Source organism: Achromobacter sp. NPDC058515, from assembly GCF_042721735.1.
GTDB lineage: Bacteria > Pseudomonadota > Gammaproteobacteria > Burkholderiales > Burkholderiaceae_B > Achromobacter.
Genome location: NZ_JBHXNI010000003.1, coordinates 22,902 through 35,706, shown reverse-complemented (window position 1 = coordinate 35,706; position 12,805 = coordinate 22,902). Strand labels below are relative to the sequence as shown.

General features: G+C 67.7%; 11 protein-coding genes. 8 read left to right on the top strand and 3 right to left on the bottom strand.

Annotation, left to right across the window (positions count from 1 at the left end; genetic code table 11):
* Window positions 1–137 precede the first annotated feature (137 nt).
* Window positions 138–1,544: a signal recognition particle protein gene (gene ffh, locus ACFWP0_RS06260; protein WP_377840534.1), complete on the bottom strand. Its 1,407-nt coding sequence runs from the start codon at window positions 1,542–1,544 to the stop codon at window positions 138–140.
* A 106-nt stretch (window positions 1,545–1,650) separates the two neighbouring features.
* Between ffh and ACFWP0_RS06255 the strand changes: the two genes are divergently transcribed.
* The 4 genes from ACFWP0_RS06255 (at window position 1,651) to ACFWP0_RS06240 (ending at window position 4,086) form a co-directional block, all read left to right on the top strand.
* Complete coding sequence (locus tag ACFWP0_RS06255; RefSeq protein WP_377840532.1) at window positions 1,651–2,493, top strand: inner membrane protein YpjD; 843 nt, start codon at window positions 1,651–1,653, stop codon at window positions 2,491–2,493.
* Between the two features lies 1 nt (window position 2,494).
* Window positions 2,495–2,767, top strand: a complete 273-nt coding sequence (locus ACFWP0_RS06250) for a PP0621 family protein (RefSeq protein ID WP_377840530.1) — start codon at window positions 2,495–2,497, stop codon at window positions 2,765–2,767.
* 101 nt (window positions 2,768–2,868) lie between these two features.
* The gene (gene ampD, locus ACFWP0_RS06245) at window positions 2,869–3,447 is read left to right on the top strand and encodes a 1,6-anhydro-N-acetylmuramyl-L-alanine amidase AmpD (protein WP_377840528.1); all 579 of its coding nucleotides are present in this window, start codon (window positions 2,869–2,871) and stop codon (window positions 3,445–3,447) included.
* Between the two features lie 18 nt (window positions 3,448–3,465).
* Window positions 3,466–4,086, top strand: a complete 621-nt coding sequence (locus tag ACFWP0_RS06240) for a glutathione S-transferase family protein (RefSeq protein WP_377840527.1) — start codon at window positions 3,466–3,468, stop codon at window positions 4,084–4,086.
* A gap of 21 nt (window positions 4,087–4,107) precedes the next feature.
* Here ACFWP0_RS06240 and ACFWP0_RS06235 read toward each other — a convergent pair whose 3' ends face one another.
* The gene (locus ACFWP0_RS06235; protein WP_377840525.1) at window positions 4,108–4,929 is read right to left on the bottom strand and encodes an IclR family transcriptional regulator; all 822 of its coding nucleotides are present in this window, start codon (window positions 4,927–4,929) and stop codon (window positions 4,108–4,110) included.
* Window positions 4,930–5,254: 325 nt separating this feature from the next.
* Between ACFWP0_RS06235 and ACFWP0_RS06230 the strand changes: the two genes are divergently transcribed.
* From ACFWP0_RS06230 to ACFWP0_RS06215, 4 genes are read left to right on the top strand one after another with little or no spacing between them, the layout of a single operon-like run.
* Window positions 5,255–6,262 carry a 2-dehydro-3-deoxygalactonokinase gene (locus ACFWP0_RS06230; RefSeq protein WP_377840523.1) on the top strand — a complete coding sequence of 336 codons (1,008 nt, stop codon included), beginning with the start codon at window positions 5,255–5,257 and terminating at the stop codon, window positions 6,260–6,262.
* A gap of 9 nt (window positions 6,263–6,271) precedes the next feature.
* Entirely contained in the window at window positions 6,272–6,925 is a 654-nt protein-coding gene (locus tag ACFWP0_RS06225; protein WP_377840522.1) for a 2-dehydro-3-deoxy-6-phosphogalactonate aldolase, read from the top strand.
* Window positions 6,922–8,070, top strand: a complete 1,149-nt coding sequence (gene dgoD / locus ACFWP0_RS06220; protein WP_377840520.1) for a galactonate dehydratase — start codon at window positions 6,922–6,924, stop codon at window positions 8,068–8,070. Before ACFWP0_RS06225 ends, dgoD begins: the two co-directional genes overlap by 4 nt.
* 26 nt (window positions 8,071–8,096) lie before the next feature.
* A complete protein-coding gene (locus ACFWP0_RS06215; protein WP_377840519.1) occupies window positions 8,097–9,407 on the top strand; it encodes an MFS transporter in 1,311 nt (436 codons plus the stop codon).
* A 43-nt stretch (window positions 9,408–9,450) separates the two neighbouring features.
* Here the strand turns inward: ACFWP0_RS06215 and ACFWP0_RS06210 are convergent, their stop codons facing one another.
* The gene (locus ACFWP0_RS06210; protein ID WP_377840516.1) at window positions 9,451–12,621 is read right to left on the bottom strand and encodes an autotransporter domain-containing protein; all 3,171 of its coding nucleotides are present in this window, start codon (window positions 12,619–12,621) and stop codon (window positions 9,451–9,453) included.
* Window positions 12,622–12,805 lie beyond the last annotated feature (184 nt).

The window sequence follows — 12,805 nt, the reverse complement described above, 5'->3', positions numbered from 1 at the left end:
CCGGGGGGTCACTTCCATAGGTGTCTGACACCCCTGAGACGCAGGTCCAGGCTGAAGTTCGTCTCCCGCGGGTGTCAGACACCGGGGAACCAGATTCGGCCGGTGTCAGACACCCAAGGTGTCAGACACCGGAGAGGTCACTTCATTCCGAAGCGGCCCAGGCCCTTCATGCCGCCCATGGCGCGCATCATCTTCGCCATGCCGCCCTTCTTCATCTGCTTCATCATGCCCTGCATCTGCTCGAACTGAGCCAGCAGGCGGTTGACCTCTTGCACAGGCACGCCGGAGCCGGTCGCGATGCGGCGCTTGCGCGACGCCTTGATCAGTTCGGGCTTGGCGCGTTCGGCGGCGGTCATGGAGTTCAGGATGCCTTCGGTGCGGCGCAGCTGCTTTTCGGCCTGCCCGCCCTGCAGCTGGCCCGCGGCCTGCTGGAACTGGGCCGGCAGCTTTTCAAGCAGCGAGCCCATGTCGCCCAGCTTCTTCACCTGGCCGAGCTGGTCGCGGAAGTCGTTCAGGTCGAACTTGTTGCCCGACTTGATCTTCGCGGCCAGCTTCTGCGCGTCGGCGATATCGATGTTCTTTTGCGCCTGCTCGACGAGCGACACGATGTCGCCCATGCCCAGCACGCGCTGCGCCATGCGGTCGGGGTAGAACGGCTCAAGGCCGTCCAGCTTTTCCGACACGCCGACGAACTTGAGCGGCTTGCCGGTGACGTGGCGCACCGACAGGGCCGCGCCGCCCCGGGCGTCGCCGTCCAGCTTGGTCAGCACCACGCCGGTCAGGGGCAGCGCATCCGCGAAGGCGCGCGCGGTGTTGACCGCGTCCTGGCCCTGCATTGCGTCCACCACGAACAGCGTTTCCACCGGCTTGACCAGGTCATGCAGCGCGCGGATCTCGCGCATCATGGCCTCGTCGATGCCCAGGCGGCCCGCCGTGTCCAGGATCAGCACGTCGTAGTGATGGCGGCGGGCGTGGTCCATCGCGCCGCGCGCGATGTCTTCGGGTTTCTGGCTGGGGTCGGACGGCAGGAAGTCCACGCCCACCTGCGCCGCCACGCTCTTGAGCTGGTCGATAGCGGCCGGACGGTAGACGTCGGCGGACACCACCAGCACCTTCTTCTTGCCGGTCTTGCGGCCGTGCTGGGTGTGCTGGCCTTCGGACAGCCAGCGCGCCAGCTTGCCGGTGGTGGTGGTTTTGCCGGCGCCCTGCAGGCCGGCCATCAGGATGACGGCGGGCGGCTGGACGGCCAGCGACAGTTCATTGGAGTCGGCGCCCAGGTCGCCGCCCATCAGGGCGGTCAGTTCCTTGTGGACCACGCCCACCAGGGCCTGGCCGGGGCTGAGGCTGGCGGCGACTTCTTCGCCCAGCGCCTTTTCCTTCACCCGCGCGACGAACTCGCGCACGACGGGCAGCGCCACGTCGGCTTCCAGCAGCGCCATGCGCACTTCGCGCAGCATCTCCTGGGTGTTGGCCTCGGTAAGGCGGGCTTCCCCGCGCAGCGTCTTGACGACGCGCGACAGGCGTTGAGTTAGGTTATCGAGCATGAGAGGCGTTTCCGCTTAAACTAGTTGATTGAACGGTGGCCGCAGGCGCGGATTCTGCGCTTTCGGGTGACATGCACCCCAAGGCCCCATCCAGACAACGGTTTCTATGTCACTAGGCATTGTATTTCACACAGCGGCTGCCTTGGCGTACGCAGTGCTCGGGGGGTCGCTCTGGATCCGCCTGGCCGGCGCCGGGGAAGTGGAAAAGACAGGCAAAATCGCCCGTCTGTGCCTGCTGGGGGCCCTGGTTCTCCATGGAATCGGGCTGCAACAAGCGATGCTGGGCGCCCAGCACCTGTTCATTGGATGGGCGCTGGCCCTGTCGGCGGCCATCTGGCTGGGCATGGTGGTGTTCTGGCTGGAAAGCCTGCTGGTGCGCATCGACGGCCTGCAATTGCTGCTTTTGCCCGCCGCCGCCATCGCCAGCGGCCTTGCCGCGCTGTTTCCCCATGGGCAATTCGTGCCCCACGCCGACGATCCCTGGCTGCGCGTCCACCTGCTGATCGCCCTGGCCGCCTATGGCCTGATCACCATTGCCGCCCTGCACGCCATGATGATGGCCCTGCTGGACCGCCACCTGCACCGCCCCCTGGACGCCCCCACCGAGCGCAGCATCGTCGGCCGCGTGCTGGACTCCCAGCCGCCGCTGCTGGTGCAGGAGCAGCTGCTGTTCCGCATCATCTGGATCGGCTTCATCGTGCTGACGCTGGCCGTGGGCTCGGGTTCCGTGGCGTCCATGAAGCTGACCGGCAAGATCCTGCCATTCGACCACAAGACCGTCTTCACCCTGCTGTCCTGGCTGACCTTCGGCGTGCTGCTGGCGGGCCGCCACATCTGGGGCTGGCGCGGCCGCGTGGCGCTGCGCTGGACGCTGACGGGCTTTGGTTTCCTGATTCTGGCCTATACCGGCAGCCGGTTCGTGCTGGAAATGATTTTGCATCGAGGCTGACGTGGGCAAGTTGCTGTTCTGGATTGTTCTGATCATCCTGGTGCTGTTCGTGGCCCGCATCGCCGGCCGCATGGCCGCGGCGCGCCAGTCCGGCGCGCAGGCCGGCAAAGCCAAGAAGCCGGCCGGCGGCCAGCCGCAGCAGCCCAAGCCGCTGGAATCCATGGTGCGCTGCGCCCACTGCGGCATCCACCTGCCCCGCTCCGAAGCCTTGCTGCAGAACGGCCAGACCTGGTGCGGTCCGGACCACGCGCGGCTGGGGCCGGGCAAGCGCTAAGCCGGTTTCCCACCGCCAGACGCAGGGCCGCGCCTGGCGGATAGAGCATTGCCTTTGCGCACGGCATAATGCATGTCGGAATCTACACATGCTCCCTCCCTATGGCCTTGCTTCTGGATCGACATGGCTGGCTGGCGCCGGCCCCGGGTGTTTCCCTCCTGCCCTCCCCCAACTGCGACTCGCGGCCGGCCGGCGCGCAGGCGTCGCTATTGGTGCTGCACAACATCAGCCTGCCCCCCGGGCAATTCGGCGGCCCTGAAGTCGCCGGGCTGTTCCTGAACACGCTGGACTACGGTTCGCACCCCTGGCTGGAACGCCTGCGCGGGCTGCGCGTATCGGCGCACTTCTTCATCCGCCGCAGCGGCCGCATCGTCCAGTTCGTGTCCACCGACAGGCGCGCCTGGCATGCCGGCGTGTCGCGCTTTGCGGGACGCGAGCGCTGCAATGACTTCTCCATCGGGATCGAACTGGAAGGCACGGACACGCTGCCCTACACTGACGAGCAATACTTGGCGCTGCGCAAGCTGACGCCGGTGCTGCGCGCGCGCTACCCGCTGGCCGCCGCCTGGGGACATGAACACATCGCGCCGGGCCGCAAGACCGACCCCGGCCCCGCTTTCAACTGGACGCGCTTTTCGCGCGACAGCGGCTTTGCGCGGCGGCAGTTGCCGCCCGTCTGACCCTTACAAGGACTGGTTATGTTGAAGATCTGGGGACGCCTGACTTCCGTCAACGTTCAAAAAGTGATGCTGACCGTGCGCGAACTGGCCCTGCCGCACACCTTTGTCCAGGCCGGCGGCCCGTTCGGCGTGGTGGACACGGCCGACTACGCCAAGCTCAATCCCAACCGCCAGGTGCCCGCCATCGACGACGGCGGCTTTGTGCTGTGGGAATCCAACGCCATCGTGCGCTACCTGGCCGCGCGCTACGGCGTGGGCACGCTGTGGCCCGAGGACGTCTGCATGCGCGCCGACGCCGACCGCTGGATGGACTGGCAAACCACCGAATGGCAGCCCGCCATGGTTCCGGCCTTCCTGGGCCTGATCCGCACGCCCGAAGAAAAGCGCGACAAGGCCGCGATCGAAGCGTCCGTCAAGCGTTCGAATGCCCGCGCGGCGATCCTGGACCAGGCCCTGCAAGGCCGCGAATTCATCGCCGGCCGCCACCTGACCATGGGCGACATCGCGCTGGTCAGCTCCGCGCACCGCTGGCTGGCCCTGCCGATCGAACGCCCCGACACGCCCGCGCTTTCCGCCTGGTATCGCCGCGTCATGATGCGCCCCGCGCCGCAGGGCGTGCTGACACTGCCGCTGGAATAGGCCGCTGGACCGCGGCGGTGTTCAGTCGCGGTCCACCTTCCACCCCAGTTCCGCTGAAATGCCCGCCGCCGCGCCTTGCACGACGGCGACCATGTCGCGCATGCGCTCCAGCGACATGTACGGCACCGTGCTGGACACGCTGATCGCGGCCACGATGCCGCTGGACGCATCCCGCACCGGCGCGGCCACGCAGCGGATCGAAGGCTCGTTGTCTTCCAGGTCGAACGCATAGCCTTGCGCGGCATAGTCGCGCATGCGGTCGCGGAACGCCTCCCAGCTTTGCTGCCCGCCCGGCGTGCGCGACGATACCGGCGCGCCGATGCGATGCAGCGCCTTCCATTGCGGCTCTTCGGTGTCCAGCAACAGCGCCTTGCCCACGCCCGTTGCGGCCAGCGGCATGCGATGCCCCACCCGCGAACGCATCTCCAGCCCCTTCTTGCCCGGAATCTTCTCCAGGTAGAGCACCTCGTTGTTGTCGCGCACGGCCAGGTGGATGGTGTCGCCCGTCTGCTCGGCCAGGCTGTCCAGATAGGGACGCGCCAGGGTCGCCATCGGGAAGGCCTCGCGCGCCTGGAACCCCAGTTCAATCAGCTTCGGCCCCAGCACGTAGCCCACGCCCGGCAAGGCGCGCAGATAGCGCTCCTGCACGAGGCAGCTGGCCAGCCGGTGCGTGGTGCTGCGCGCCACGCCGATCCGCGCGCAGATCTCCTTGAGGTCGCGCGCGCCGTCCGCCACGGCCTGAACCACGGCCAGGCCGCGCATCAGCGTCTGCGTGCCGGCGGGCGCGGCGGAATCGGGGTCCAGGGCGGACGGATGATCGGAGGTCAGGGGGAAGGATGTCATGAAACGGGAGCGGGACGGCGCGGGCGAAGCGGAGAGCATACCCGGCGCCGCAAGCCGGAATACGCTGAAAAGGCGGGAATTCCTGGTCGGACCGGGCGAAAACCGTGCTCGAAATCTCACCCAAAAATTCCCTGTATGTGGGATTTAATTCTATATTTTGAGATTTTTCAAGCGCTGATCTAGAATTTTTCGCATCGCCCGCTGCGCGCCTCAACGCGCACGACGGGCTTCAGACAACAAGGCCCGCAACGCCCTGCTCCGCCTCGCCCCCCTCACGGCGCGGCACCCGCAGCCGGCATTGCGGCCAGAGACGAGACAGACTCTGATGACTACCGGATCGCCCGCCCGCGCGGCACTTATCGCGCTGGACTGGGGCACCTCTTCGCTGCGCGCCTACCGCCTGGACGCCACGGGCCGCACGCTGGACACCCGCCATCTGCCGTGGGGCATCATGCGCCTGCCGCAGCCGCTGCAGGACGGCGCCGCCACCGCCGCGCTGTCCGGATTCGAACTGGCTTTCGACCAGGCCTGCGGCGACTGGCTGCGCGCCGAGCCCGCCCTGCCCGTGATCGCCTGCGGCATGGTCGGCAGCGCCCAGGGCTGGAAGGAGGCCGCCTACCTGGACGTGCCCGTGGACCTGGAACGCATCGGCACGCTGCTGACCGTAGTGGAGCGCAAGGGCGCCGCTCCGGTCCACATCGTGCCCGGCCTGATCCAGCGCCACGGCCTGCCCAACGTGATGCGCGGCGAAGAAACCCAGGTCTTCGGCGTGATGTTCGACCAGGCCGGCGGCAATGCCGACAGCGTGCTGATCGGCCTGCCCGGCACGCACTCCAAATGGGTCAATGCCCGCCGCGGCCGCGTCACCCACTTCGACACCTTCATGACCGGCGAGGTCTACGCCGCGCTGCGCGGCCACACCATCCTGGGCCGCACCATGGAAGACGCCGCCGGCGCCGACATGGCCGCCTTCGAGCGCGGCGTCAAAGTCGCCGGCGCGCCGGCCGGACGCGCGGGCGTGCTGTCCACCATCTTCAGCACCCGCGCGCTCGGCCTGACGGGCGAACTCGCGCCCGGGTCGCAAGCCGACTACCTGTCGGGCCTGCTCATCGGCCATGAAGTCGCCGCGCTTGCCGAGATGTTGCGCCAGCAGGGCGAACTGCCCCGCATCGTGCTTTGCGGCGAACCCGCGCTGTGCCAGCGCTACATCCTGGCCATGCGGCACTACGGCCTGGGCACGCCCGAACAGGCGCAGAACGCCACCGAGCGCGGCCTGTGGCACCTGGCCGTCTGCGGCGGGCTTGTCGCCGCTTCCCAACCGATCTCAGCCTAGGAACCCTCCATGAACCATCCCGGCCTGCAAACCGCCATGGCCCACTGCGGCCTGATTGCCATCCTGCGCGGCATCACGCCCATTGACGCCGAACCCGTCGGCCAGGCGCTCTACGACGCGGGCTTTCGCCTGATCGAAGTGCCGCTGAATTCGCCCGATCCGCTGGACAGCATCCGCGCCATGCGCGCCGCCCTGCCTACCGACTGCCTGATCGGCGCCGGCACCGTGCTCAAGCCCGACGACTGCGCCCGGATCCAGCAGGCCGGCGGCGAACTCATCGTCATGCCGCACAGCGATCCGGCCGTGATCCGCGCCGCCAAGAAACTGGGCATGGCCTCCTGCCCCGGCGTGGCCACGCCCACCGAAGCCTTCGCGGCGCTGGCCGCCGGCGCCGACGTGCTGAAGATGTTCCCCGCCGAGCAGCTGGGCCCCGCCGTGCTGAAGGCCTGGCGCGCCGTGATGCGCCCGCCCATCGCGCTGGTTCCCGTGGGCGGCATCACCCCCGACAACCTTTCCACTTACGCCCAGGCGGGCGCCAGCGGCTTCGGCCTGGGCTCCGCCTTGTACAAACCCGGCCTGTCGGCCGCCGAAGCCGGCCAGAACGCGCGCGCTTTCATCGCCGCCTGGCAACGCGCCTATCCCGCCCAGGAGACCCAAGCATGAAGATCACCAAGCTCACCACCTACATCGTGCCGCCCCGGTGGTGCTTCCTGAAGATCGAGACGGACGAAGGCATCGTCGGCTGGGGCGAGCCCGTCGTCGAAGGCCGCGCGCATTCGGTGGCGGCCGCCGTCGAAGAGCTGTCCGACTACCTGATCGGCAAGGACCCCCGCAACATCGAAGACCACTGGACGGTGCTGTACCGCGGCGGCTTCTACCGCGGCGGCGCCATCCACATGAGCGCGCTGGCCGGCATCGACCAGGCGCTGTGGGACATCAAGGGCAAGCACCTGGGCGTGCCCGTGTCGCAGCTGTTGGGCGGCAACGTGCGCGACCGGATCCGCGTGTATTCGTGGATCGGCGGCGACCGTCCCGCCGACACCGCCGCGGCCGCCAAGAGCGCCGTGGACCGCGGCTTTACCGCCGTGAAGATGAACGGCACCGAAGAGCTGCAGTACATCGACTCGTTCGACAAGGTTGAAAAATGCCTGGAGAACGTGGCCGCCGTGCGCGACGCCGTGGGTCCCAACGTGGGTATCGGCGTCGACTTCCATGGCCGCGTCCACAAGCCCATGGCCAAGGTGCTGATGAAGGAGCTGGACGCGTTCAAGCTCATGTTCATCGAAGAGCCCGTGCTGAGCGAACACTATGAAGCGCTCAAGGAACTGGCCCCGCTGACCTCCACCCCCATCGCGCTGGGCGAACGGCTGTTCTCGCGCTGGGACTTCAAGCGCGTGCTGTCCGAAGGCTATGTGGACATCATCCAGCCCGATCCGTCGCATGCCGGCGGCATCACCGAGACCCGCAAGATCGCCGCCATGGCAGAAGCCTATGACGTGGCGCTGGCCCTGCACTGCCCGCTGGGCCCCATCGCGCTGGCCACCTGCCTGCAGATCGACGCCGGCTGCTACAACGCCTTCATCCAGGAACAAAGCCTGGGCATCCACTACAACGCCGCCAACGACCTGCTGGACTACGTCAGCAACCGCGAGGTCTTCGCCTACGAAGACGGCATGGTCGCCATTCCGCAAGGCCCGGGCCTGGGCATCGAAGTGAACGAGGAATACGTCAAGGAGCGCGCCGCCGTGGGCCACCGCTGGCGCAACCCCATCTGGCGCCACGCCGACGGCAGCTTCGCCGAATGGTAAGCCGATAAAAGAGAGAGGAGACCCCCTTGACCACCGCCACCCACGCGGGCCTGCAAAGCGCCCAGCGGCCCACCCGCAGCCGCTACATCATCATGGTGATGCTGTTCATCACCGTCGTCATCAACTACCTGGACCGCAGCAACCTGTCCATCGCCGCGCCCGCCCTGAAGGACGAGTTCGGCCTGGACACCTGGCATGAAGGCCTGATCCTGTCGGCCTTCGGCTGGACCTACGCCGCCATGCAGATCCCCGGCGGCTGGCTGGTGGACCGCGTGTCCCCCCGCGTGCTGTACGCCGCCGCGCTGATCCTGTGGTCCGCGGCCACTTTCTTCATGGGCTTCGCGGGCAGCTTCGTCATCCTGTTCGTGCTGCGCCTGGCCGTGGGCGCGCTGGAAGCCCCGGCCTATCCCATCAACAACCGCGTCGTCACCACCTGGTTCCCGGAACGCGAACGGGCCACCGCCATCGGCTTCTACACCTCGGGCCAGTTCGTCGGCCTGGCGTTCCTGACGCCGGTGCTGGCCTGGCTGCAGCACCACTACGGCTGGCACATGGTGTTCGTCAGCACCGGCTTGCTGGGCATCGTCTGGGGCGTGCTGTGGTTCATGATCTACCGCGAGCCGCGCCAGTTCAAGGGCGCCAACGCGGCGGAGATCGAGCTGATCCAGCAAGGCGGCGGCGTCGTCGACCTGGATAAGCGTGTCAAGGAAAAGAAAGCCCCCTTCAACTGGAGCGACCTGGGCCTGGTCATGTCCAAGCGCAAGCTCTGGGGCGTGTACCTCGGCCAGTTCTGCCTGACGTCCACGCTGTGGTTCTTCCTGACCTGGTTCCCCACCTATCTGGTCAAGTACCGCGGCATGGACTTCATCAAGTCCGGGTTCCTCGCGTCCGTGCCGTTCCTGGCCGCGTTCATCGGCGTGCTGTGCTCGGGCGTGCTGTCCGACTTCCTGATCCGCCGCGGCGCAACCGTCGGCGTGGCGCGCAAGCTGCCCATCATCCTGGGCCTCTTGATCTCCACGTCCATGATCGGCGCGAACTTCACGGACTCCACGCCGTGGGTCATCTTCTTTCTGGCCGTGGCCTTCTTTGGCAACGGGCTTGCGTCGATCACCTGGTCGCTGGTGTCCACGCTGGCGCCGGTGCGCCTCCTGGGCCTGACGGGCGGCGTGTTCAACTTCGTCGGCAACCTGTCTTCGATCTGCACGCCGATCGTGATCGGCTTCCTGGTGTCCAAGGACAGCTTTGCGCCGGCCATCGTGTACGTGTCGTCGCTGGCCCTCTTGGGCGCGCTGTCGTACATCCTGCTGGTGGGCAAGGTGGAGCGCATCGAAGCGTGACGCGCTAGAGGGTCTTGCGGCGCAGCGCCGCAAGACCCTCGCATCAGAATTGCCAGCGCATGTTCACGTTGGCCGAATGCTCCCGGCTGCCGCTGGCGTATTGCCCGGCATAGCCCAGTCCCAGCGTAGCCGTGCGCGCTATCGCCACTTCCGCGCCCAACTCCACCAGCGCGGCATCCCGCCCGATGGGCGCGCCCGCGACGGTAAAGGGTTGGCCGGCATCGAACGCCAGGCGCGACTCGGGCTTTACGTCGCCGAAGACATGGCGCCAGCCCACGGTGCCGTAGACCCTGCCCTGACGGCCGCCGGCATCGAACCCCTGAGCGGCGCGCAAACCCAAGGTGGAATGCGTCTGTTGCGTGCTGCCCGACTCGCCGGACAAGGCGGCGTCGCCGCCGTTCTCCGAAAAACCACGAGTGCGCAGATCACTCCAGGCCAGACCGGCGAACGGCTCCAGCGTGGTGCGCTCGGCCAGCTTCCAGGCATAGGACAACTCCGTGAAGACCTGGCTGGTGCTGGCGCCGTAGTCCGCCGTCAGTGCGGCGGCCTGGCTGCTGGCGTAGCGCCGCGTGGAGATGTCGTGCCAGGTATAGCCCGCGCCCGCCAGGAACTGCCAGGCGCCCGGGCCGGCAGCGAAGGATTTTCCGCCATAGACCAGCGCGCTGTAGCTCGAGACGTCCGCCTGCGAAGACCGCTCGTCCACACGAACCTTGCTGTCGGTGAATCCCAACGCGCCGCCGACGCGCCAATCCGCGCCCACGGGCCGGTCCGCGCCCATGAACAGGCCGCCGACGTGCTGGCGCACCCGGGCGGCGTTGCCGTCGCCGTCGATGGTCTGCCAATTGCCCACGACTTCAGCCCAGGCCGGCCGCGCGCCGGAAAGAGGCAGCGCGGCGGTGGAAAGCGGCGCATCGGAAGCGCCCACGGCCGCGGTCGGGGCGCCGGGAAGCGCCCCGGCCTGCAGATTGGCGCGCAGCTTGGCCAATGGCGCGGCGCGGACTTGCGCCGCCCCTTGGAGCAGGGTGTTGGCGATGCTGGCGTGCACTTCGCCGGACAGGCTGTCGAAGGCGTCTTCGGTCTGGCCTTGCGCCAGCGTGGCGACATACTGGCGCAGCGGGCTGTCATTGCCCAGGCTTTCCAGGCCGCCGGCCACGGCGCGCTGATTAGGCGTATTGGCGCCCGTGGGAAAGGCGCGCGTCTGCAGCAGTCCCAGCGTCACCTCCGTGGCGCTGTAGGACAGCCGGGGATCCAGGAACGCATAGTTCGACGCCACGCTGTCGAACTGGCCCTGGATCGCATTGGCCTGGAGGATGGTGTAGCTGAGATTGGGCGTGAAGTTGCCGTCCGGCCCCACGTGCAGCACGGAGCCGCCCAGCCGCGCGATGCCGTTCACCACCACCCGGTCGCTGTCGGTGGAACCCGGCGCCGCTTCGACGCGGTAGGCCGATCCGGGCGCAAAAGTCAGGTCGCCATTGATGGTCAGCGTGCCGATGGAATTGCCCGGACTCAAGGTCGAACCGGTGGCCAGGGTCGTCGAACCCACCGAGCCCGAACCGGCCAGCGTGCCGCCCGCGCCCACGCTGACCGGACCGGCCAGCGCGCCATTGACCGCGAGCGAACCGCCTGACACCGTCGTCTGCCCGGTGTTGCCGCTGTTGCCGGTCAGAATCACATCGCCCGACATGATGTTGACCCGGCCGTTTCCTTCTATGCTGCCGCCGTACGTCAAGGCAGGGCCGATGAAGTTGAAGAGCAATTCGCCATCGCCCGCGCCGAACCGCAGCACCGGCGCGTTCAACACGCCGGCGGGCGGCGGGCCAAAACCGGTGGGTACGCCCATGATCAACGTCCCCTTTGATCCGGCGGCATTGGCAATCACGACTTCGGGCGCGCTCAGCGTGCCGCCAAACATCAAGAGGACTCGTCCTTCGCCTTCATTGCCCACGGTGACCGGCCCGGCCGAGGTCCAGTTCGAACCGCTGCCCATTATCGTCATGGTTCCGTAGGACCCGGCCAGACGACCCAGCGAGCCATTCAGGCTGGACAGCCGGCCGCCGTCCAGGACGCCCACTGCGCCCCGTGCGCCATTTTTCTCACCGACGATGAAAATGCCGCTGTTGATCCAGGACGAACCCACCCCCGCTATATTGGCGGCGCTGTTGCCATTCTGCACCCCGACGTAGCCGGAGGTGCCGCTCACGGTCGCGCCATCCGCGACCGTAAGCACGCCATCGCCCAGATTGCCGACCACGACCGGCCCCGAACTGATCCAGGAGCTGCCCGCGCCCCACGCCGCGATCGTCCCGGTGGATCCTGCCTGGTCGCCCGCCACGACGCCGCCGCTCTCGACGCGGCCGGCGCCGCTGATGAAGACCGAGCCGATACCTTTGTTTCCCACAAGCACGGGCAGTCCCGCGTTCACGATCGACCCCGCGCCGTCGACGTGCAAGTTGCCGTTGGCGAGGGCCGCGTCGCCGAGCCGGATCTGGAAGGTGCTAGCCGCTGCGCCCGCCAGCACTCTGACCGAGCCGGAGGCGCTGGTGCTGGGTGCGCCGGCACCGTCGCCACCGACCACGAGGGTGGACGCATACAAGATCGAGCCAGCATCAGACACGACGACTTCGCCAAAGCCAGCGCCGCTGCGTCCGACCATCAGCGTGGCAGCTTCGGCCACGGCCTGATCCTGGATCACCAGCCCGCCCTTTCCGGCCTCGCCCACGGACAACGTCCCCAGGGCTTGAAGCCGGCTGCCGGCGCCAGACAGGGAAATCGACGCGTCGCTGCCCGCGGCCTGGCCAATCATTCCATCCTGCGTGTGCCAGGTGTTGGCGGCGCCGCCGCTGCCCAGGGTTGCCTTGGCGGTGGCGCCCCAGTCATAGCCCAGCGCGAAGTTGGTGGTGGTCAGGCTTCCGCCCGGCAGAAACGTCAGCGAGCTGGTACCGGTATTGCCCAGCGACAGCGACGACACACTCCGCGCGTCACCCAGATCGACGGCGCCATTCGGAACATATGCGTCGTCTGAGCTTGCGGGCGCCATGCCGCCCCAGTTCGCAGGCAGGCTCCATAGATTCGACCCCCCGGCGCCCAGCCAGGCGAGGCTCGCCGCGAAGGAAGATTGCGAGCCCAGGCCCAGCGCCGCCACGGTCGCGATTGCCGCGGACAGCGGACGCAGGGCAAAGACGGGAATGCGGCGTGACAGGCTCTTGGGGTTCATTCTTGGATTCCGGTTTGTCGATCCGCCGAGTGGTCGGCAACCGCGGCTATGCGTGCCGCAGCCTTGGGCGACGTGGAGTATATGGTTTTGAACCCGGCCGAAACTGAGCAAGGATGAGCGCGGTTTATCGACTTCCGCGCTCGCGCCGATGCCTGAAAAGAAAGCCTGGTTAAACTGGCCGCCG

Coding starts and splice junctions, on each gene's coding strand:
- dgoD (WP_377840520.1), top strand. CDS start 6,922: ATGAAGATCACCAAGCTCACCACCTACATCGTGCCGCCCCGGTGGTGC.
- ACFWP0_RS06230 (WP_377840523.1), top strand. CDS start 5,255: ATGACTACCGGATCGCCCGCCCGCGCGGCACTTATCGCGCTGGACTGG.
- ACFWP0_RS06255 (WP_377840532.1), top strand. CDS start 1,651: ATGTCACTAGGCATTGTATTTCACACAGCGGCTGCCTTGGCGTACGCA.
- ffh (WP_377840534.1), bottom strand. CDS start 1,544: ATGCTCGATAACCTAACTCAACGCCTGTCGCGCGTCGTCAAGACGCTG.
- ACFWP0_RS06240 (WP_377840527.1), top strand. CDS start 3,466: ATGTTGAAGATCTGGGGACGCCTGACTTCCGTCAACGTTCAAAAAGTG.
- ACFWP0_RS06225 (WP_377840522.1), top strand. CDS start 6,272: ATGAACCATCCCGGCCTGCAAACCGCCATGGCCCACTGCGGCCTGATT.
- ACFWP0_RS06210 (WP_377840516.1), bottom strand. CDS start 12,621: ATGAACCCCAAGAGCCTGTCACGCCGCATTCCCGTCTTTGCCCTGCGT.
- ACFWP0_RS06235 (WP_377840525.1), bottom strand. CDS start 4,929: ATGACATCCTTCCCCCTGACCTCCGATCATCCGTCCGCCCTGGACCCC.
- ampD (WP_377840528.1), top strand. CDS start 2,869: ATGGCCTTGCTTCTGGATCGACATGGCTGGCTGGCGCCGGCCCCGGGT.